The sequence below is a fragment of the Embleya sp. NPDC056575 genome, assembly GCF_042793325.1.
Lineage (GTDB): Bacteria > Actinomycetota > Actinomycetes > Streptomycetales > Streptomycetaceae > Embleya.
Genome location: NZ_JBHTVA010000042.1, coordinates 1 through 20,460, shown reverse-complemented (window position 1 = coordinate 20,460; position 20,460 = coordinate 1). Strand labels below are relative to the sequence as shown.

Here is a 20,460-nt window from a genome sequence, read left to right as displayed (position 1 = left end):
TCAGCCGAACGCCTCGCGCAGCGATCGCAGCCCGGGGCGCAGCACCGCGTGTTCGAGTTCGCGCAGCAGCGGAAGTTGTTCGGCGGGTGCGCTCTCGAACCGGACCGACCAGACGACCAGGCACATCGTGCCGCCGGCGATCGATTCGAGCGCGAGCCGGCCGGACAGCGGCAGGCCGTCGAGCGTGCGATAGCGGTAGGAGTGCCCCGCCGCGTCGTGCTCGACCAGTCGTTCGCGGACGGTCGTACCGTCGGGTGTACGCAACCGCCGCTCGTCCCCGGAGTGCTCCTCGACCGGCCACGGATGCCATGCGGACGGGTCCTCGAAGTCTCCTACCGCCTCCCAGATCCGGGCGGCCGGTACGTCGATCGCGGCGATGACGGAAAGCGTGGGCACGCGTGGCTCCTTCGGACTGTGCCCGCGACCGTACCCTTTCGGCCGAGATCGCGGGAGTCTTCCACGTTCTCTTCACAACCCGGCGCGCTCGCGCGCCGCGGTTTGGCACAGCCCGGACACGGGCCGGACACGGGGCGTTGCGGAGCCGGGCCACAGGAGTAATGTGCGCAGGACGCGAAGCCGGGGTATACAAGCGCTTCGCTCGGACCGGCGCGAGCCCGGCTCGCACGCGGGCGCTCGGCGGACGCACGGGAGCTGTCTGGGGCCCAATCAGGAACGCACGCGAACAGCGACCCGTCGAGGTGACGGCATGACGCGGGTGCACGTTGCCGTTAATCGGGCAATATATGACATATCCTCTGGTCTCGGTACCGGCGGATTGGGGGTGAGAACCGTAGCTTCGCGACCCGATTCGAGCACTCCCGGAACCGACGGTTCGGGCGGCCCTGCCGACGACCTGCCCGGTATGCCCGGCGACACGTGTCCGGAACCCGCCGCCCTGGTCGAGGGACCCGACGCCGCCCGTCGACTGCACGCGATCATCCACCTGGCCAAGACGCTCGCCACGACCCACCACTTCTCCGAGGTGGTCCGCGTCTCGGCGGCCCAGGCACGCCTGGCGATGGGCGCCGCGCACGCCTCCATCTCGGTCTGGGAGCGGGACAGCGGGCAACTGCGGGTGCTGGTCAACGACGGCGAGCTGGCCGAGGGCGAGGAGCCGCTGCCGGCCGCGGAGACGTATCCGGTCACCGACTTCCCCGACATCATCGAGTCGGAGGGCTGGCCCACCACGTGGTCGCGGTGCGTGGACGACCCGGAGCACACGCGCGACCCCGAGCGGGTCGCGGCGATGTTGCGCCGGGGGCGGCACGACTGCATGGTCGCGCCGATCATGGTCGAGGGCCGAGTGTGGGGCGAGCTGTATCTGGCCCGGCGGGCCGACCAGCCGCGCTTCGAGCCGGTGGACGCCGAGTTCGCGGGTGTGCTGGCCGCGCAGATCTCGGCCGGCCTGGCCCAGGCGGAGCACTTCGAGCGCATCGAGAAGCTGGCCTTCACCGACCCGCTGACCGGTCTGGCCAACCGCCGCGCGATCGACGCCCGGCTCGACGAGGCGATGGCCCGGCACTACCGCGACGGCGTCGTGGTCAGCCTGATCGTCTGCGACGTCAACGGCCTCAAGCGGCTCAACGACGAGCGCGGGCACGATGTCGGCGACCGCCTCCTGGAGCGCTTCGCCGACCAGCTCTCCGCGTGCGGCGCGATGTTGCCGGGGGCGACCGCCGCCCGGCTCGGCGGCGACGAGTTCTGCGTGCTGGTCGAGGGCTACCCACCCGACGACGTGGTCGCGGTCGCCGAGGAACTGTGCCGCCGGGCGCTGCGCATGCACGACGGCGAGGGCGTGGCCTGCGGCGTCGCCTCCACCGGCGACCCGGTGGGCCCGGTGACCAGCGCGGACCGGCTCTTCCGACTCGCCGACGCGGCGCAGTACCGGGCCAAGGGCTCGCGCTCGACCCGCCCGGTGGTCGCCGGGCGCGGCCAACAGCCCGACCTGACCCTGTCGCTGGCCCGCGAGGCGCAGGACGAGGCGGAGGCCGAGGGCCCCGGCCCGCACCGCGACCGCCGCCGGTTCCGCGGCGCGCTGCACAACGCGGAGCCGGGCCGGCTGCTGGCCGCGGTGCTCGCGGTCCTGGACGAGCGCGAACCGAAGAGCGTGCACCGGGCGGACACGCTGGGCCGCCTGGAGATCGTCGCGGACACCTTCGCCCGGATGCTGGACGGGGTGGCGTGGTGGGTGTCGTACCTGCCGCCCGGCGGTCGGGTGTTGCGCACGGTGCGCTATTCGATCCACCGCCTGACCGGTGTCCAGAGCGAGTCCGGGCCGCGCTACGACGCGGTGACCGCCGAATACGACCTGGCGCACTATCCGGCCACCGCCGACGCGGTCCAGGGCGGCGGCTTCGTCGCCGAACTCGGCGATCCGGGCACCGACCCGGCCGAGGAGGACCTGCTCCTGGTCGGCGGCTACAAGGCGATGGTCGCGGCGGGCGGGAGCAATGCGGCGGGCGGCTGGCTGGTGGAGATCTACGCCGACGACCTGAGCCTGAGCGTGACCGGGCTCGCCCCGGTGCTGCGCGCGCTGGTCGCGGTGGCGCTGACCGGCGGCGCGTCGCTGCCGGACTGACGCCGGGGCGGACCGGGGTGCGCGCGAGCGCTCGGAGTGGTCCGGGAGGGCTCAGGCGGTCGTGGCGGGCTCGGACACCGTGATCCGATCCGGGAGGCTGTACACGTTCGCCGAGCGGCCGCGCAGGAAGCCGACCAGGGTCACGCCCGCGTCCGCGGCCAGGTCCACCGCCAGACCGGACGGCGCGGACACCGCGGCCATCACCGGCACCCCCGCCATCGCGGCCTTTTGGGTCAGCTCGAACGAGGCCCGCCCGCTGACCATCAACACATGCCCGGCCAGCGGCAGCCGCCCCTCGCGCAGCGCCCACCCCACCACCTTGTCCACCGCGTTGTGCCGGCCCACGTCCTCGCGCACGCACACCATCTCGCCGGCGGCGGTGAACAGCCCCGCCGCGTGCAGACCGCCGGTACTGGCGAAGACCTTCTGCGCCGCGCGCAGCCGGTCGGGCAGCGTGTACAGCACCTCCGCGTCCACCCGCACCCGGTCCGCGCGCACGTCGAAGCGCGACATCCGGCGCAGGCCCTCGATGCCGGTGCTGCCGCAGATCCCGCACGCGCTCGACGTCCACACCCCGCGCATCAGGCCCGGATCCGGGGCCGGCACGTGCGGCGCGAGCACCGCGTCCACCACGTTGTACGTGTTGCGGCCCTCGTCGTCGGTGCCCGCGCAGTAGCGCATCGCGGCCAGGTCCTCGGCCGCGCCGACCACCCCCTCGGCCGCCAGGAACCCGGCGACGAGGTCGAAGTCGTCGCCGGGGGTGCGCATCGTCACCGTGACGGTGCGCCCCCCGAGCCGGATGTCGAGCGGCTCCTCGGCGACGAGCGTGTCGATCCGCGGTACCGGGGGCGCGTCGCCGCCCAGCCGTACGACCTTGTGGCGAGAGGTGACCCGACCCACGACACTGCCTTTCCCTGGTGCGTTCCCGACGGTGTTTGCCCGACGCTCGCGCGTTTCGATCCGGATCGGATGCCCCGTGCGAAGGTGCGAACTCCTTCAGGCACGGTAGCCGCCCTGGTGTTGTCGCGATCCATGCACATAATGTTCGAGTGAATAACGATCTGCACAGCGCTCCCGAAGCAGCTCCCGCCACCGTCCTGATCGGCGAGGCCGGGATGTCCCCGAGGGACGTCCTCGCGGTCGCCCGCGCCGGCGCACGCGTCGAACTCGCCGAAAGCGCGATCAAGGCGATGACCGGCTCCCGGGCCGTCGTCGAAGGACTCGCCGCGCGCACCGAACCCGTCTACGGGGTGTCCACCGGATTCGGCGCGCTCGCCGTCCGGCACATCAGCCCCGAACTGCGTACGCGCCTGCAGCACTCGCTGGTCCGCTCGCACGCCGCCGGGATGGGCCCGCGCGTCGAGGACGAGGTGGTCCGCGCGCTGATGCTGCTCCGGCTGAAGACGCTGTGCTCGGGTCGTACGGGCGTGCGGCCGGTCGTCGCGCGCACCATGGCCGCGCTGCTGAACGCCCGCGTCACGCCCGTGGTGCGCGAATTCGGCTCGCTCGGGTGCAGCGGGGACCTGGCGCCGCTCGCGCACTGTGCCCTCGTACTCACCGGCGAGGGCGAGGCGGCCGGCCCCGACGGCGAGGTGCGTCCCGCCGCCGAGCTGCTCGCCGCCGCCGGGATCGAGCCGATCGAGCTCAAGGAGAAGGAGGGTCTGGCGCTGATCAACGGCACCGACGGCATGCTGGGCATGTTGTTGATGGCCGGCGCCGACCTCGCCCGACTGTTCACCACCGCCGACATCACCGCCGCGATGACGATGGAGGCGCTGCTCGGCACCTCGCGCGTGCTCGACCCGGCGCTGCACGCCATCCGCCCGCACCCGGGCCAGGCGGCCAGCGCGGCCAACATGCTGCGGGTGCTCCAGGGATCGGCGCTGACCGGGCACCACCAGGACGCCGCGCCGCGCGTACAGGACGCCTACTCGGTGCGCTGCGCCCCGCAGGTGGCCGGCGCCGGCCGGGACACCCTGGCCCACGCGCTGCTCGTCGCCGACCGCGAACTGGCCGCCGCCGTGGACAACCCGGTGATCCTGGAGGACGGCCGGATCGAGTCCAACGGCAACTTCCACGGCGCCCCGGTCGGCTACGTACTCGACTTCCTCGCCGTCGCGGTCGCCGACCTCGGCTCGATCGCCGAGCGCCGCACCGACCGGCTGCTCGACCCGTCCCGCTCGCACGGCCTGCCCGCGTTCCTCGCCGACGACCCGGGAGTCGACTCCGGCCTGATGATCGCGCAGTACACCCAGGCCGCGCTGGTCTCCGAGTGCAAGCGTCTGGCGGTGCCGGCCTCCGCCGACTCCATCCCCAGCTCGGCGATGCAGGAGGACCACGTCTCGATGGGCTGGAGCGCGGCCCGCAAGCTGCGCCGCGCGATCGACAACCTGAACCGCGTCCTGGCGATCGAGCTGACCACCGCCGCCCGGGCGCTGGACATGCGGGTGGCCGCCGGGGCCGGTGCGCCCGCGCCCGCGACCGCCGCGGTCGTGGCCGCGCTGCGGGCGAGTGGCGGCGAGGGAGTGGGCCCGGACCGCTTCCTGGCACCGGATCTGGAGGCCGCCGACGCCTTCGTCCGCACCGGCGGTGTGATCGAGGCCGCCCGATCGGTGGCCGGCGAGCTGAACTGATTCCCTGTCAGATCAGGCAGGATGACCTGATACCGCGGCCGGGTCCGACGCAGGTCCCCGGCCGCGGCATCGGCGCGGACCGCGATCGGTCCGCGCCGGCCCGGGTCCGCGGCGGTACCCGGGCGACGTGCGAACAGCGAGGAGACATGCCGGTGGCCGACGACGACGCGAGCCCTTCCGCCCGCCTGCTCGCCCTGTTCGAGCGCCACCGGCTCACCCCCACCCAGCGCCGGATCGCGCACTGCCTGGTCCGGCACGCGGGCGAGGCGGTGTTCCTCTCCAGCGTCGAGGTGGCCCAACTCGCCGGGGTCAGCCAGCCCTCGGTGACCCGGTTCGCGGTCGCGCTCGGCTTCGACGGATACCCGGCGCTGCGCCGGCACCTGCGCGAGTTGGGCCTGCCGACCACGCCCGAGTCGGCCACCGAGGTGGACCGCAACGAGTACGTCGGCGCCGTGCACGCCGAGATCGCCAACCTGGCCCGGCTCGCGGATCAACTCGCCGACCCGGGCCCGATCGCCCGCGCGGCCGAACTGCTGGCGCCCTCGCGTCCGTTGGTGGTGCTCGGGCTGCGTACCGGGATGGCGCCGGCGCGCGGCTTCGGCTACTTCGCCGCCAAGGTGCTGCCCGAGGTCCGGGTCCTGGACGAGGGCGGCTCGCTGCTCGTGGACCGGCTCGACCAGGCCCGCGCGGCGGGCGCCACGGGCCTGCTGTGCTTCGCGCTGCCGCGCTACCCGAGGGAGTTGGGCGAGGGCCTGCGGGTCGCGCGCGACCTCGGCCTGAGCATCGTGACGGTCACCGACAGCCCGTTCGCCCCGGCGGCGGCGCTGTCCGACGCGGTCCTGATCGCGGGCGTCGGCTCGCAACTGGTCTTCGACTCGTACGGCGCCCCGATCCTGATGGGCCAGATCCTCCTGCAGGCCATGTGCGACATCGAACCCACCCGAACCCAGGCCAGGCTGGAGGACTTCGAACGCCAAGCCGGCGAGCGGGGCCTGTTCGCCACCTGAGCCGCGCAGCCCGTACGCGTTGTTCCGTTCGCGACACGCAGGCGGACAATCGCACGACCCGACTTGAGTACTCGTACTCAGGATCGGACCGGGGCCGCGCCCCACGATGGACGAATGCGTGACCGTGACGAGTTCTCCGAGGAAACCCGGCGCGCCGTGGCCCAGCTGCGGCGCGCCTTGTGGATCCTGCCCGTGGTGCTGATCCTCGGCCTGACCCTGCTCGCACTGTGAGTCGGGCGGCGGCGGCCACCGCCCGATCCCCGCCGCCGCCCGACACCGGCCGCCCGATACCTGCCATCCGCCGCTTCGGCGCCCGGTACGTTGGCGCCATGACCGACCGCTCCCCCTCCCGCTCCCTCGTGCTCGCCTCGGCCTCCCCCGCGCGCCTGAAGCTGCTGCGCGACGCCGGACTCGACCCCAAGGTCGTGGTCAGCGGCGTCGACGAGGACGCCCTCGCCGCCGGCTCCCCGCGCGAACTCGCGCTGCTGCTCGCCGAGGCCAAGGCCGACGCGGTCGCCGCCGGGCTGACCGGCGACGAACTGGTCGTCGGCTGCGACTCGGTGCTCGAACTCGACGGCAAGGCGCTGGGCAAGCCCGCCGACGCGGCCGAGGCGCTGGTGCGCTGGCGGTCCATGCGCGGACGCTCGGGCGTGTTGCTCACCGGGCACTGCGTGATCGACCGCCGCACCGGCCTGCGGGTGTTCGAGGTGGCGGCCACCACGGTGCGCTTCGGCACCCCCTCCGACGCGGAGGTGGCCGCCTACATCGCGACCGGCGAGCCGCTGCACGTCGCGGGCGCGTTCACCCTCGACGGCTACGCGTCGCCGTTCGTGGACGGCATCGACGGCGACCCGGGCAACGTGATCGGCCTCTCGCTGCCGCTGCTGCGCCGCCTCCTGGACGACGTGGGCGTACGGATCGTCGACCTCTGGACCTGACCCCCGACGGCCCACCCGGACGACCGGCCCGGCCGCCACGCGCGGACGACCGGCCCGGGGCGACCCGCCGGCTCCCGACCCGCCTTCGTCAGGCGTCCGGCCCCTCGGCTCGGTTCAGGTCGCGGCGGACCGGGCCCGGTCCCAGGTTCGGCAGGCCCGACGGCCGCGGGTGGTGCGGGCTGTCGGTGCCGGGCTGCTGTGGGAGATACCCGGCGGCGCCCGCCCGCGGTGCCGGCCCGGACGGTGGGCCGTAGCCGCCCGGCTGTTGCGACGCGTGCGGTTGGCCGTAGCCGCCCGGCTGGTGCGGCGGATACGGCTGCGGGGCCGATTCGGCGTAGGCGTTCGGCGCCCACGGGTCGCCGCCGCCCACCGGCGCGCCCACCGGCCCGGGCCCGGGACCGGGACCGCGCGGCGGAGGCGGCGCGGGGGTGCCGCGCATCCCGGCGAACATCGCGAGCGGCAGCGCGACCGCGGCGAGCACCAGGAGCGGCAGCGGTACCCCGCCCGGCTTCTTCGTCAGCCACTCCACCCAGCCGTAGTCCGCCGACGCGGCCTGGAGATCCGGCCACACCGGCCCGCACGCGGCGCCGAGCCCGAACGCCGCGATCGCCGCCTCCGGCCGCAGACCGCCGATCACCACGCCGATCGCCGCCGCACCCGCACAGCGCACCGCCAGCTGGTGTCCGGACCCGGCGGCCGGACCGATGAACTCGGCGAGGACGAGGGCAAGCGCCGCGAGGCCGATCGCGTACGCCCCGAACAACCGCGCCGCCACCGCCCCCACGACACCGGCGACCACGAGGCCGAGCAGCCACGGCACGTATTCGCCCGGTCCGTCCAGGCCCAGGCCCGGATTGGCCCGCGTGCGGTCCCACGCGAACAGCGCGGCCGGGAAGGCGGCAAGACCGACCGCCATCGCGAGCAGCGCGCCCGCCACCGAGCGCACGCCGTCCACCCGGTAGGTCAGCACCGCCGCGACCAGGCAGCCGGCCAGCGCGACCACCGGCCACAGGCCGAGCACCCTGGGCTTGTCGTCACCCATCACCACGGTCGCCGCGGCCACCCCGACCCCGACCAGGCCGAGCAGGAACACCCCGCCCTGGGCCCCGCCCTCGGACTCCTGCCAGCCCCGCCCCGGCGGCACCAGGATCCGGCCGGTGGGCAGCAGGATCAGCAACCAGGCGAACGCGGCGAGCGGCAACCAGGTCTGCAGGCCGGCCCCCGACTCCCACATCGGCTCCAGCACGTCGCGCCCGCCGAGCACGAACAGCAGCGGCACCGCCGCCGCGAGGGTCCCCGCGAACGCGGCGTTCAGCGGCGCCTGATGGCGCGGGACCGCGAGGTGGATCCACAACACCACCCCGACCAGCACCTGGACCGCGAAGCCGAACCGCAGTAGATACACGAAGCCCAGCCAGCGCGCCTGCGAACCGTCGTAGTGGGCCGCGATCGGGTCGAGCGCGGTGGTCAGCGCGGCGCCGGCCAGGCCGATCGTCAACACGCCGCCGACCGCGCCACGGCGGTGGGTGAACACACTGTCGGTGAGCCCGATCCCGCCGATCACCAGCGGTACGGCCCACGGCAACAACACCGCGACCAGATCCCACACCGACCACGACCCGCCGCCGGCGTCCATCGGCGTCGGCGCCGCGCCGTAGGCGGCCGGATCCGCGGCCGGCGCGGCGGGCGTCGCCGGATCCAGCCCCGCCCGGAGCAGCACCAGCGCACCGGTGGTGGCGAGCACCACGAGCAGCGCGCCCGGCACCCACTCCAGCGACAGTCGACCCACCGGTTCCGGGCGCCGCGCGCGGCCCTCCGCGAATCCGGCGCCGGCCTCGTAGACCTTGCGTACCACCCCGCCGGCCATCGCCGTCTCCCCCTGGTCGTGTGGGTGCAGCTTAGGGAAGAAGCGACCCCGCCCGCTCCCGAAGCGGACACCCCGCACCCCGCTTTTCGAATCCGCCGGAAATCCCTCGGACCACCCGCCCCACGACCCGCGCCGCACCCGTCGACGCTCGGCCATTACCTCCGAGGGAATCGACCGCCCTCCGCGCGCCCGGCACAGTCGTCGGTGTCGGCAAACGACCCTGGAGGACTCGATGAGCACCCAGTCCCTGAACCCCACGTTCGCGACCGGCGGGCCCGGCGACCGTGTCCGCGGTGACACCAACCTGTTGCGGCTCGCGCTGCGGCTCGACGCGATCGCCACCGGCGCGGTCGGACTCGCCGCGCTGGCCGGCTGCGCCTTGGTCGACGGCGCCCTCGGTCTGCCCACCGCGTTCCTGGCCGGCCTCGGCGCCTTCCTGGTCCTGTACGCGGTGGGCGTCTGGCGGATCGGCGGCTCCGACACACCGCACCGCACCGCCGTACGTGCGGTGATCGGCCTCAACCTGGTGTGGTTCGCGGACAGCGTGGCGATGGCGATCGCCGGCTGGCTGGACCCGACCACCCTCGGCACCACGCTGATCGTGCTCCAGGCCGTCGCCGTCCTGGGCTTCGCCGACCTGCAGATCCTCGGCCTGCGCAAGGCCCGCACGTCCCTCCGGTGAGGGAGTCGCGCGGGGCCGGCGGGCCGAACCGGACGCGTCGCGCCGAACTCGCGGCCAACCGCGTACGGTCGGGTCCCATGAGTTCGGGATCCACGACCGTCACCGGCGATCGCTCCGCCGGCCCCGCCGCCCGGCGTACCGGCGGCGAGCTGATCCGGCACTGGCGCCGGCACCGGCGTCTGAGTCAGTTGGAACTGTCCGTGGAGGTCGCGGTGTCCACCCGCCACCTGAGCTTCATCGAGACCGGTCGCGCGGTGCCCAGCCGGGACATGGTGCTGCGCCTGGCCGAGCATCTGGACGTGCCGCTGCGCGAGCGCAACCGCATGCTGCTGGCCGCGGGGCACGCGCCGGAGTACCACGAGAGCCGCCTGGACGCGCCGGAGCTGGACCCGATGCCGGCGGTGCTGCGGCAGATCCTGGTCGGGCACGGCCCGTACCCGGCGGTGATCGTGGACCGGGCGTGGAACATCGTCGACGCGACGCCGAGTATCGCGATGTTCGTCGAGGGCGTCGCCCCCGAACTGCTCACCGAGCCGCTGAACGCCTACCGGGTCAGCCTGCACCCGCGGGGGCTGGCACCGCGGATCGTCAACCTCCCCCAGTGGCGCGCGCACCTGCTGCACCGACTGCGGCGCCAGGTCGCGATCACCGGCGATCCGCTGACCCGGGAGCTGTACGACGAGGTGAGCGGCTATCCCGGCGGCCTCGACGACGAGCCGCCGCCCGGCGCCGGTCCGGGCGCGCCGGCCATCACGATGGGGATCCGGCACGGCGGGGAGGTGTTGTCCTTCGTCAGCACGGTGGCCACGTTCGGCACCGCAGTGGACATCACCGTCGCCGAGTTGTCGATCGAGTCGTTCTATCCGGCGGACAAGCACACCGGCCGACTCCTGCGCGAGTGGTTCGGCGACTGACGCGGGCCCGCCGGATCCGGCCGGGTCCGCGCGGCGCGGCTCACGGGCGGAGCCGGCAACCCCAGACGTCGGCGGGTGGAGTCTGCGGGTCCGGTCGCCACTCGCCGAGCATCGACCAGTCCCAGGAGCGGAACGCGGCCAGGGCGGCGTAATTGTCCCGCGGCACCCGGACCGCGGCGAAGCCGGCGTCGGTGCCGGCGAGCAACCTCTCCCGCATGCGCCCGGCCAGGCCCTGTCGGCGGTGCTGCGGGACGACCATCAGGTCGACGATCACGAACACCTTCCCGGCCGCGGCCGATTCCGCGACGTCCACGGGCAGTTCGCCGTGCAACCCGGTCCACCAGCCGCTCGCCGCGCGCGGCGGGAACCCGTAGGCGCAACCGGCCGCGTCGCCCCCGCCGTTCGCGACGACCATCTCGAAGCCGGGTTGTTGGATGTGGTCGGCGAAACGCCGCAGGAATTCGGGGCGGCCCGACGGATCCCCGCCGTAGGTCTTGACGTATGTATCCGCGACGGTTTCCCGCTGCTGATCGGCCTGCCAACGGGTCAGCCGGCGCAAGAACACCTCTGCCACCACAACCTCCCGTCCAGGCATCGGATGCCTCGGACCTTCACATCGTGGCAGCCCGCCCCGCTCGGGGGAAACACCGTGCGGCAAAACCCGCTCGTCCGGGTCGTTCGCACACCTCCGGCCCGCGGCCGGGCGGTCCGCCCCTTTTCCCCGGTTCCACCGTTTCGCCCGCCCCGAGCCGGCCGGACTCGTAGCCTGCGCACGAGGGACGGCGAGGAGAGGTCGGATGAGCCGAGACGTGCGGGAACCGGGCAACGCGTGGGACATGTGTGCCGAGGGTCACGACGACCACGAATGGGTGTACCAGTACGGCCCGGACGGGCCGGCCGGCAATCCGTGGGCCAAGGCGTGCAAGCACTGCGGAAAAATGGCGGGGGCAAACGTACCCGAAAGCGGACTCCTCGGGCGGTCCACGGGTGGCGACTGTCTGGGCGGCTGACCCACCCGACCCCTAAACTGAAACACGTTCCAGATACACCCGGGCACGAGCACCGGCCTGGTCCGGAGTACGTTGACCCCACCGGCAACGTGGCCGGCAGCTCCATCGCAGGCCATGCAGCCGGCGGGTTGCCGTACCCATGAGGACGTGGGGCGGCGGATCGTGCCCGCCCCCGAATCCCTAGACTCTCCGCAGTTGAGGAGGGAGCCAGATCGTGCGCAAGGTACTCATCGCCAACCGTGGGGAAATCGCGGTCCGCGTCGCCCGAGCATGCCGGGATGCCGGTATCGCCAGTGTGGCCGTCTATGCCGAGCCGGACCGGGATGCTCTGCACGTGCGGGTGGCCGACGAGGCCCACGCGCTCGGCGGGAACACTCCGGCCGAGAGCTACCTGGACGTGGCCAAGGTGTTGGGGGCCGCCCGGGACTCCGGCGCGGACGCCATCCACCCCGGGTACGGATTCCTGTCGGAGAACGCGGAATTCGCCCAGGCCGTGCTGGACGCGGGCCTGACCTGGATCGGGCCGCCGCCGCAGGCGATCCGCGATCTCGGCGACAAGGTGGCCGCCCGGCACATCGCCCAGCGGGCCGGCGCGCCCCTGGTCGCCGGCACCCCGGACCCGGTCTCCGGCTCCGCCGAGGTCGTCGAGTTCGCCGAGGCCAACGGCCTGCCGATCGCCATCAAGGCGGCGTTCGGCGGTGGCGGGCGCGGGCTGAAGGTGGCCCGCACCCTCGAAGAGGTCCCGGAGCTGTACGACTCGGCGGTGCGCGAGGCGGTGGCCGCGTTCGGCCGCGGCGAGTGCTTCGTCGAGCGCTACCTGGACCAGCCGCGGCACGTCGAGACGCAGTGTCTGGCCGACACCCACGGCAACGTCGTGGTCGTGTCCACCCGTGACTGCTCGCTCCAGCGCCGGCACCAGAAGCTGGTCGAGGAGGCGCCCGCGCCGTTCCTGACCGACGAGCAGAACGCCGAGCTGTACCGCGCGTCCAAGGCCATCCTCAAGGAGGCCGGCTACGTCGGCGCCGGGACCTGCGAGTTCCTGGTCGGCAAGGACGGCACGATCTCCTTCCTGGAGGTCAACACCCGGCTCCAGGTCGAGCACCCGGTCACCGAGGAGGTCACCGGGATCGACCTGGTCCGTGAGATGTTCCGGATCGCCGACGGCGAGGAGCTGGGCTACGACGACCCGCCGATGCGCGGGCACTCGTTCGAGTTCCGGATCAACGGCGAGGACCCGGGTCGCGGCTTCCTGCCCGCCCCCGGCGAGGTCACCACGTGGCTGCCACCGTCGGGTCCGGGCGTGCGGCTGGACTCGGGCGTCGAGCAGGGTTCGGTGATCGGCCCCGCGTGGGACTCGCTCCTGGCCAAGCTGATCGTCACCGGTCGCGACCGCGAGCAGGCGCTCCAGCGGGCCAAGCGCGCGTTGGACGAGTTCGTCGTCGACGGCATGGCGACCGCGCTCACCTTCCACCGCGAGGTGGTGGTGGACCCGGCGTTCGCGCCCGAGCTGGGCGGCTCGACCGAGCCGTTCACCGTACACACCCGGTGGATCGAGACCGGCTTCGAGAACACCATCGCCCCGTTCGGCGGCGGCGCGGACGCGGCCGAGGAGGCTGCCGAGCGCGAGACCGTGGTGGTCGAGGTCAACGGTCGACGCTTCGAGGTCACCCTCCCGGCGGGTCTGGGCGCGTCCGGCGCGGCCCCGGCCGCGGCGAAGAAGGCGCCCAAGCGCGGCGGCGGCAAGAAGGCCGGCGCCGCGGCGAGCGGCGACGCGCTGGCCAGCCCGATGCAGGGCACCATCGTCAAGGTCGCGGTGGAGGAGGGTCAGCAGGTCGCCGAGGGCGAGCTGATCGTCGTCCTGGAGGCCATGAAGATGGAACAGCCGCTCAACGCCCACCGCGCGGGCACCATCAAGGGCCTGGTCGCGGAGGTCGGCGCGACGGTCACCTCCGGCGCGGTGCTCTGCGAGATCAAGGACTGAACCGAATCGGGGACCGAGCCGGATCACGGACCGAGCCGGAACGGGAACCGAACCGGCTCGGCGAGTGGGCCGGATCGAGCACCGACCCCGGTCGGACCCGAGCCGCATCGGGTCCGAGCCCGGGTCGAGCGGGACCGAACACCGAGCACCATCGAACACCCGTCGGGATCCCATCCGATCCCGCGCATCGCGATCGCCCCCGTGTCGAAACCCTCGGCGCGGGGGCGATCGCGTCCGTGGGGTGATCGGGCCTTCGGCCCGCGTGCCGCGCGCCGTGCCACCGGCGCCGCGGGCTCGGCCCGCGGTGTGCTGCCCGGGGGGCGCCGGGCGAGGCGGCACGTGGTCTTCGATCGCTCGCTCACTGGTCGGGCATCACCCCCGGGACACGCATGTCGCGCATTCGCTCCCCGTTGAACTCCGCGCGGGCGCCGGGGACGGCCCGTTGCGGAAGGGGGGCGATGTGCACCTGCGCGCCCAGCTCGGCCAGTGCCTCGCTCTCCGGACCGGGGGCGTCCTCGTCGGTGACGAGGTGCGTGATCCGCTCCGGGGCCACCGTCTGGAACATGGTGTCCACACCGATCTTGGTGTGGTCGACCATGACGACGACCTCGTGCGCGGCCTGGATCAGGGCCCGGTCCACGCTCGCGGACAACATGTTGGGGGTGGACAGGCCACGCTCGGCGGTGAGCCCGTTGCCGGACACGAACGCGCGACGCACGCGCAGACCCGCGAGGGCCTGCTCGGCACCGCTGCCGACCAGCGCGTAGGACGACCCGCGCAGCGTGCCGCCGGTCATCACGACCTCGACCCGATTGGCGTGGGCGAGTACCTGCGCGACCAGGAGGGAGTTGGTGACCACGGTCAGCCCGGGGATCCGGGCCAGCCTGCGGGCCAGCTCCTGCGTGGTGGTGCCGGCGCCCACGACGATCGCGTCCCCCTCGTCGACGAGGGAGACCGCGAGGTCGGCCATGGCCGCCTTCTCCGCCGCCGCGAGGTGGGTCTTCTGCGAATAGCTCGGCTCACGGGACAGCCCACCGGGCAGTACCGCTCCACCGTGCCGACGGTCGAGGAGCCCTTCGGCCTCCAGGGCCCGCACGTCCCGCCGAACCGTCACCTCGGACGTCTGGACCACCCGGGCGAGTTCCCGTAGGGACACCGCTCCGTTGGCCCGCACCATTTCAAGAATCAGTTGACGACGCTCTGCTGCGAACACGTGACGAAGGTAACGCGAACGACCGGCTCTTATCAGCCGGTTGCGACTCTTACCCGAACTTGTTCATCGAAGTGATAAGAGTGCTTCGGTTTCCGGGCGCAGCGAAGCCACAGCGTTCGGGAGGGCCAACCATAACGCTGTTCACCGGGCGTCGGATAGCGCTGATGTACAGAGATTTTGCTGCTCCATACAGACTTTGACGGCGCGTCAGCCGGACTCGACGCATGGCGAACACACCGCGAGGCGGCGATCACACCCGGTCCGATTCGAGTATGCGCGGCGACCACGGCGCACATCGGATGTTCGAGAAAAGCCACCCGTAAGTGGAGTACAAGGGAGCGTGGAATCCGAATTCCGCGCGCCCCCCGTGCGCCGGAGGCCACGCCCCCGAGTTACCGATCTTGAACTCGGGGGCCATCCGAGGAGTACCGCGCCGATAGTGATCGGCCCGACCTCTCGGGGCGGTTCGACAGATTTTGCGGGTTTCGCGGATTCGGCGCAGACCGGGTCAGGAGCGCTCGCGCCGGTGCAATTGCCGGGCGGCCTCGGCGATCGAACCCGAAAGCGACGGGTAGACGGTGAATGCGCTGGCGATCTGGTCGACGGTCAGGTGCAGGTCCACCGCGAGCGCGACGGTGTGGATCAACTCGCTCGCGCGCGGCGCCACGATCACGCCGCCGACCACGATGCCGGTGCCGGGGCGGCAGAACAGCTTCACGAAACCGTCGTGGATGCCCTGCATCTTCGCGCGCGGGTTGCGCGACAGCGGCAGCTTCACCCCGCGCGCGTCCATCTCGCCCGCGTCGATCGCGGCCTGGGTGTAGCCGACCGTGGCGATCTCGGGGTCGGTGAACACGTTCGAGGACACGGCCTTGAGGTTCAGCGGGGCCACCGCGTCGCCCAGCATGTGGTACATCGCGATCCGGCCCTGCATCGCGGCCACCGAGGCGAGCGCGAACACGCCGGTGCAGTCACCCGCCGAGTAGACGCCGTTGGCCGTGGTCCGCGAGACGCGGTCGACCCGCACGTGTCCGGTGTCCTTGAGGAAGACGCCGGCCTCCTCCAGACCGATGCCCGCGGTGTTCGGGATCGCGCCGACCGCGACCAGGCAGTGGCTGCCCTCGATGATCTGCCCGTCGGTCAGGGTGACGATGACGCTGTCCCCGTCCCGCTTGACGCTCTCCGCGCGCGAGCGGGACATCACCCGCATGCCGCGCCGGCGAAACACGCCCTCCAGCACCTCGGCCGCGTCCGGGTCCTCGCCCGGGAGCACCCGGTCGCGGCTGGAGACGAGGGTCACCTTGGAGCCCAGCGCCTGGTACGCGCCGGCGAACTCGGCGCCGGTGACGCCGGAGCCGACCACGATCAGCTCGCGCGGCAGCTCCGACAGGCCGTACATCTGCTTCCAGTTCAGGATCCGCTCGCCGTCCGGCTCGGCGCCCGGGATCTCGCGCGGGTGGGCGCCGGTGGCGATCAGGATCGCGTCCGCCTCCAGCGTGCGCTCGCCGCCGTCGGCCAGGTCGGCCACCACGCGGCGCGGCCCGTCGAGGCGGGCGGTGCCGCGCAGCACCCGTACGCCGGCGCGCGTGACGCCCTGCGCGATGTCGTTCGACTGCGCCTTGGCCAGCTGCAATACACGCCGGTTGACCACGCCCAGGTCCACGCCCACGATCGGGCGGTCCAGCGTGCCGGGGGTGCCGTCGTCGACGTAGATGCCGAGCTCGTGATGCGAGTCGGCGAAGTTCGTCATGACCTCGGCCGTGGCGATCAGAGTCTTGGACGGGACACAGTCCGTCAGTACCGCCGCACCACCCACGCCTTCCCGCTCTACCACCGTCACCTCGGCTCCGAGCTGTGCCGCGACCAAAGCCGCCTCGTATCCGCCGGGTCCTCCGCCTACGATCACAATCCGAGTCACGGGTGTCATTCTCTCCCATGACCGCGCGTCGCGTAGGCTGCGGCCATGCCCCTCTACGCCGCGTACGCAAGCAACCTCGACGCGCGGCAGATGGCCCGGCGTGCCCCGCACTCACCTCTGCGCCACACCGGTTGGCTGCCCGGCTGGCGGCTGACCTTCGGCGGCGAGCAGTTGGGGTGGGACGGATCGCTGGCCACGGTCGTCGAGGACGAGATGTCCCAGGTGTTCGTCGCGCTCTACGACCTGGCCGAGATGGACGAGCCCGACCTCGACCGCTGGGAGGGCATGCCACTCGGCCTGTACCGCAAGGTCCGGGTCCGGGTGGAGTCGCTGTTCGGCGAACAACTCGCCTGGCTCTACGTGCTCAACGACTACGAGGGCGGCCTGCCCTCGGCGCGCTACCTCGGCATGGTCGCCGAGTCCGCGGAGTCGGCCGGCGCCCCCGACGACTACGTCAAGGAACTCCGCAACCGCCCCTGCTCGTAGCCCGCGGCGGGCGCTGTCGCGTCCTTGCCCGGCCGTCACCCGCCCGCCGGCCGCGTCACCGACCTCACGGGTGAATACACCCGGCGCTCGGCAGCGGGTCACCTCCGTGCTGCTCGGCGCCGGTGCCCTGGCGGTCGTCGCCTCGGCCTTCGCCCTCCGGCCCGCGTGGGGCGTCACGATCGTGGTCGCGCTCTACTCCTGTGCCCGGCTGCTGCCGCGCGCACCGGGCCGGGTCACCGTGGACGTGCGCCGCGTCGGCGTCGCGCGATACGCGTGGCGCGAGATCACGGCCGTGCGCGAAGTGCGCCGCCGCGGTTCGCGCGAGGTGCGACTGCTCCTGATCGACGGGCGTGCCGTGCGCCTGCCCGCCCCCGGTCGAGCCGCGTCCGGTCGCCGATCGGGGCTGAAGCACCGCGCACGATCCGGGCCGCCGTACCCATCGCGTACCGCGCCGCCTGAACGGATGTATCAGCTCGTATCCGTACGAATCCTCCCCCGCCGTCATTGCGGTCGTATCACAGTCTTCTACGCGCATAGACCCCGGCCACGCTGTTCACAGGTGCAGCATTTACGCTCATCGATGTGAACGTATTGGATAGCCACGACCCGTACACGGCCGCCGCCGAGGCCGCCGAAAGCCTGCAGCGGATCACCGGTGCCGCGACGCACGACATCGCGCTCGTCATGGGCTCTGGCTGGGTGCCCGCCGCGGACATGCTCGGTGACCCGGAACACGAGTTCCCGGTCACCGCGCTGCCCGGCTTCCCGCCGCCCGCCGTCGAGGGCCACGCCGGCACGGTCCGCTCGCTGGTCATCGGCGACCGCCGCGCGCTGGTGTTCCTCGGCCGCACCCACCTCTACGAGGGCCGGGGCGTCGCCTCGGTCGCCCACGGCGTGCGCACCGCGGTCGCCGCCGGCTGCAAGGCCGTCGTGCTGACCAACGGCTGCGGCGGCCTGCGCCCGTCGTTCGTGCCCGGTCAGCCCGTACTGATCAGCGACCACATCAACCTCACCGCCGCGTCGCCCATCGTCGGCGCCAACTTCGTCGATCTGACGGACCTCTACTCGCCGCGGCTACGCGCGTTGTGTCGCGACGTCGAGCCCGACCTCGAAGAGGGCGTGTACGTGCAGTTCCCCGGCCCGCACTACGAGACCCCGGCCGAGATCGGCATGGTCCGGGCGATCGGCGGGCACCTCGTCGGCATGTCCACCACGATCGAGGCGATCGCCGCGCGCGAGGCCGGCGCCGAGGTCCTGGGCATCTCCCTGGTCACCAACCTGGCCGCCGGCATGACCGGCGAACCGCTCAACCACGAAGAGGTCCTGGCCGCCGGACGCGCGTCCGCCGAGCGTATGGGCCGCCTGCTCACCCAGGTCCTGCCGCGCATCTGAGCGTGTGGGTCCGCCGGCCCGTGCGGACCCTTCCCGATCCCCTCCCGATCCCTTCCGCACCGAGGAGTCCGTGTTGAGCGACGTCATCGAGATCGCGCGCGCCTGGCTGGCCGAGGACCCGGATCCGGACACCCGGGCCGAGCTCGAAGCGTTGCTCGATTCGGACGACCGGGAGGCTCTCGCCGACCGCTTCGCCGGCCTGCTCCAGTTCGGCACCGCCGGGCTGCGCGGCGAATTGGGCGCCGGGCCCAACCGGATGAACCGTGCCGTGGTCATCCGCGCGGCGGCCGGCCTGGCCGGCTACCTCAAGAGCGTGTACGTCACCGACACCGCCGCACCCGCCGCGACCCGCAACGCGGTGGTGATCGGGTTCGACGCGCGGCACAAGTCCGACGTGTTCGCCCGGGACACCGCCGCCGTCATGGAGGCCGCCGGGCTGCACGCGCTGGTGTTGCCCCGGCCGCTGCCCACCCCGGTGCTCGCCTACGCGATCCGGCATCTGGGCTGTGTGGCGGGCGTCATGGTCACCGCGAGCCACAATCCGCCGCGCGACAACGGCTACAAGGTCTACCTCGGCGACGGGTCGCAGATCGTGCCGCCCGCCGACGCGGAGATCGCCGCGCACATCGCCGCGGTGCGCTCACTGGCCGACGTACCGCTCGCCGAGGACGGGTGGGAGACGCTGAGCGAGGCGGTGATCGACTCCTACCTCGACCGCGCGGTGTCCGTGGTCGACCCGGCCGGGCCGCGCGACGTGCGGATCGTGCACACCGCGATGCACGGCGTGGGCACCACCGTGATGCTCGGCGCGTTCGACCGCGCGGGCTTCGCCGACATCCGACCGGTGCCCGAACAGGCGGACCCGGACCCGGACTTCCCGACCGTGGCGTTCCCCAACCCGGAGGAGCCCGGGGCGATGGACCTGGCGTTTCGCACCGCGCTCGCCGAGGACGCCGACCTGGTGATCGCCAACGACCCGGACGCCGACCGGTGCGCGGTGGCGGTCCCGGACCCGGCCGCGACGGGCGGCTGGCGGATGTTGCGCGGCGACGAGGTCGGCGCGCTGCTCGGCGCCGAGGTGGCCCGCCGGGGAACCGACGGCGTGCTGGCCACGACCATCGTGTCCTCCTCGCTGCTCGGCGCGATCGCCCGGGACAACGGCATCGTGTACACCGAGACGCTGACCGGCTTCAAGTGGCTGGCGCGGGTGCCGAACCTGGCGTTCGCGTACGAGGAGGCGCTGGGCTACTGCGTCGACCCGGCCGGGGTGTGCGACAAGGACGGCGTCACCGCCGCGCTGATGCTGGCCGAACTCGCGGCCGGCGCCAAGCGGGACGGCCGCACGCTGCCCGCGCTGCTGGACGAGATCGCCACCCGCTACGGCCTGTACGCGACCGACCAGTATTCGGTGCGGGTGGATCGCCTCGACCTGATCGCCGACGCGATGCGACGCCTGCGTACCGAGCCGCCGCACACGCTCGGCGGCCTCGCCGTGGCCGGCGTCGACGACCTGCTGAACCCGCCGGCCGCCGACCTGCCGCCGACCGACGGCCTGCGCTACACGCTGGCCGGGGACGGTGCGGACCTGCTCGCGGGTCGGGTGGTGGTCCGCCCCTCCGGAACCGAGCCCAAGCTCAAGGCGTATCTCGAGGTCGTGGTCGACCCGAAGCGGATCGCCGCGATCGGCGTGGCGGCCGCCCGTACGGCGGCGGACGCGGCGTTGGCGGCCCTGAAGCGGGACCTGGCCACGACGCTGGGCATCTGAGCACGGACGTTTGATCGAACCCCCGGCCGAACGGGCCGGTGGAAGCGCGTGGGGCGGGGCGGCCGATCGGCCGCCC

The 20,460-nt window shown here is 73.0% G+C and carries 19 protein-coding genes; 13 read left to right on the top strand and 6 right to left on the bottom strand.

The window, feature by feature from the left end:
* On the bottom strand, window positions 1-396 hold the full coding sequence (locus ACFRCG_RS29655) for an SRPBCC family protein (RefSeq protein WP_380037041.1): 396 nt from the start codon (window positions 394-396) through the stop codon (window positions 1-3).
* A 466-nt stretch (window positions 397-862) separates the two neighbouring features.
* On the opposite strand from ACFRCG_RS29655, the gene ACFRCG_RS29650 reads away from it, so the two are divergent.
* Window positions 863-2,578: a diguanylate cyclase domain-containing protein gene (locus ACFRCG_RS29650; protein ID WP_380037039.1), complete on the top strand. Its 1,716-nt coding sequence runs from the start codon at window positions 863-865 to the stop codon at window positions 2,576-2,578.
* A 51-nt stretch (window positions 2,579-2,629) separates the two neighbouring features.
* On the opposite strand, the gene fdhD is transcribed toward ACFRCG_RS29650, so the two are convergent.
* Window positions 2,630-3,478: a formate dehydrogenase accessory sulfurtransferase FdhD gene (fdhD, locus tag ACFRCG_RS29645; RefSeq protein WP_380037037.1), complete on the bottom strand. Its 849-nt coding sequence runs from the start codon at window positions 3,476-3,478 to the stop codon at window positions 2,630-2,632.
* 197 nt (window positions 3,479-3,675) lie between these two features.
* On the opposite strand from fdhD, the gene hutH reads away from it, so the two are divergent.
* The 4 genes from hutH (at window position 3,676) to ACFRCG_RS29625 (ending at window position 7,156) form a co-directional block, all read left to right on the top strand.
* The gene (hutH, locus tag ACFRCG_RS29640) at window positions 3,676-5,211 is read left to right on the top strand and encodes a histidine ammonia-lyase (RefSeq protein WP_380037145.1); all 1,536 of its coding nucleotides are present in this window, start codon (window positions 3,676-3,678) and stop codon (window positions 5,209-5,211) included.
* A 146-nt stretch (window positions 5,212-5,357) separates the two neighbouring features.
* Complete coding sequence (locus tag ACFRCG_RS29635) at window positions 5,358-6,218, top strand: MurR/RpiR family transcriptional regulator (protein ID WP_380005119.1); 861 nt, start codon at window positions 5,358-5,360, stop codon at window positions 6,216-6,218.
* A gap of 114 nt (window positions 6,219-6,332) precedes the next feature.
* Window positions 6,333-6,449: a morphogenic membrane protein MmpB gene (gene mmpB / locus ACFRCG_RS29630; RefSeq protein ID WP_380037035.1), complete on the top strand. Its 117-nt coding sequence runs from the start codon at window positions 6,333-6,335 to the stop codon at window positions 6,447-6,449.
* 98 nt (window positions 6,450-6,547) lie between these two features.
* Window positions 6,548-7,156, top strand: a complete 609-nt coding sequence (locus ACFRCG_RS29625) for a nucleoside triphosphate pyrophosphatase (protein WP_380037033.1) — start codon at window positions 6,548-6,550, stop codon at window positions 7,154-7,156.
* An 88-nt stretch (window positions 7,157-7,244) separates the two neighbouring features.
* Here ACFRCG_RS29625 and ACFRCG_RS29620 read toward each other — a convergent pair whose 3' ends face one another.
* Window positions 7,245-9,023, bottom strand: a complete 1,779-nt coding sequence (locus tag ACFRCG_RS29620) for a hypothetical protein (RefSeq protein ID WP_380037031.1) — start codon at window positions 9,021-9,023, stop codon at window positions 7,245-7,247.
* Window positions 9,024-9,255: 232 nt separating this feature from the next.
* On the opposite strand from ACFRCG_RS29620, the gene ACFRCG_RS29615 reads away from it, so the two are divergent.
* Entirely contained in the window at window positions 9,256-9,705 is a 450-nt protein-coding gene (locus ACFRCG_RS29615; RefSeq protein WP_380037029.1) for a hypothetical protein, read from the top strand.
* A gap of 77 nt (window positions 9,706-9,782) precedes the next feature.
* Window positions 9,783-10,619 (top strand): helix-turn-helix domain-containing protein, encoded by an 837-nt coding sequence (locus ACFRCG_RS29610; RefSeq protein WP_380037027.1) that lies wholly within the window; start codon window positions 9,783-9,785, stop codon window positions 10,617-10,619.
* A 40-nt stretch (window positions 10,620-10,659) separates the two neighbouring features.
* Here ACFRCG_RS29610 and ACFRCG_RS29605 read toward each other — a convergent pair whose 3' ends face one another.
* Complete coding sequence (locus tag ACFRCG_RS29605) at window positions 10,660-11,193, bottom strand: GNAT family N-acetyltransferase (RefSeq protein WP_380037024.1); 534 nt, start codon at window positions 11,191-11,193, stop codon at window positions 10,660-10,662.
* Window positions 11,194-11,416: 223 nt separating this feature from the next.
* Between ACFRCG_RS29605 and ACFRCG_RS29600 the strand changes: the two genes are divergently transcribed.
* The gene (locus tag ACFRCG_RS29600; protein ID WP_380005133.1) at window positions 11,417-11,629 is read left to right on the top strand and encodes a hypothetical protein; all 213 of its coding nucleotides are present in this window, start codon (window positions 11,417-11,419) and stop codon (window positions 11,627-11,629) included.
* 214 nt (window positions 11,630-11,843) lie between these two features.
* Entirely contained in the window at window positions 11,844-13,610 is a 1,767-nt protein-coding gene (locus ACFRCG_RS29595) for an acetyl/propionyl/methylcrotonyl-CoA carboxylase subunit alpha (RefSeq protein WP_380037022.1), read from the top strand.
* A gap of 358 nt (window positions 13,611-13,968) precedes the next feature.
* Here the strand turns inward: ACFRCG_RS29595 and ACFRCG_RS29590 are convergent, their stop codons facing one another.
* Entirely contained in the window at window positions 13,969-14,787 is an 819-nt protein-coding gene (locus ACFRCG_RS29590) for a DeoR/GlpR family DNA-binding transcription regulator (RefSeq protein ID WP_020552647.1), read from the bottom strand.
* Window positions 14,788-15,331: 544 nt separating this feature from the next.
* Window positions 15,332-16,750 carry an NAD(P)H-quinone dehydrogenase gene (locus ACFRCG_RS29585; protein WP_126637467.1) on the bottom strand — a complete coding sequence of 473 codons (1,419 nt, stop codon included), beginning with the start codon at window positions 16,748-16,750 and terminating at the stop codon, window positions 15,332-15,334.
* Window positions 16,751-16,786: 36 nt separating this feature from the next.
* On the opposite strand from ACFRCG_RS29585, the gene ACFRCG_RS29580 reads away from it, so the two are divergent.
* The 4 genes from ACFRCG_RS29580 to ACFRCG_RS29565 all read left to right on the top strand — a co-directional run bounded on the left by ACFRCG_RS29580 (window position 16,787) and on the right by ACFRCG_RS29565 (window position 20,384).
* On the top strand, window positions 16,787-17,227 hold the full coding sequence (locus ACFRCG_RS29580) for a gamma-glutamylcyclotransferase (protein ID WP_126637468.1): 441 nt from the start codon (window positions 16,787-16,789) through the stop codon (window positions 17,225-17,227).
* 106 nt (window positions 17,228-17,333) lie between these two features.
* Entirely contained in the window at window positions 17,334-17,813 is a 480-nt protein-coding gene (locus ACFRCG_RS29575) for a hypothetical protein (protein ID WP_380037019.1), read from the top strand.
* A complete protein-coding gene (locus ACFRCG_RS29570; protein ID WP_380037017.1) occupies window positions 17,810-18,619 on the top strand; it encodes a purine-nucleoside phosphorylase in 810 nt (269 codons plus the stop codon). The genes ACFRCG_RS29575 and ACFRCG_RS29570 overlap by 4 nt, the downstream gene beginning before the upstream one ends.
* A 70-nt stretch (window positions 18,620-18,689) precedes the next feature.
* The gene (locus tag ACFRCG_RS29565; protein WP_380037015.1) at window positions 18,690-20,384 is read left to right on the top strand and encodes a phospho-sugar mutase; all 1,695 of its coding nucleotides are present in this window, start codon (window positions 18,690-18,692) and stop codon (window positions 20,382-20,384) included.
* The last annotated feature ends 76 nt before the right edge of the window (window positions 20,385-20,460 follow it).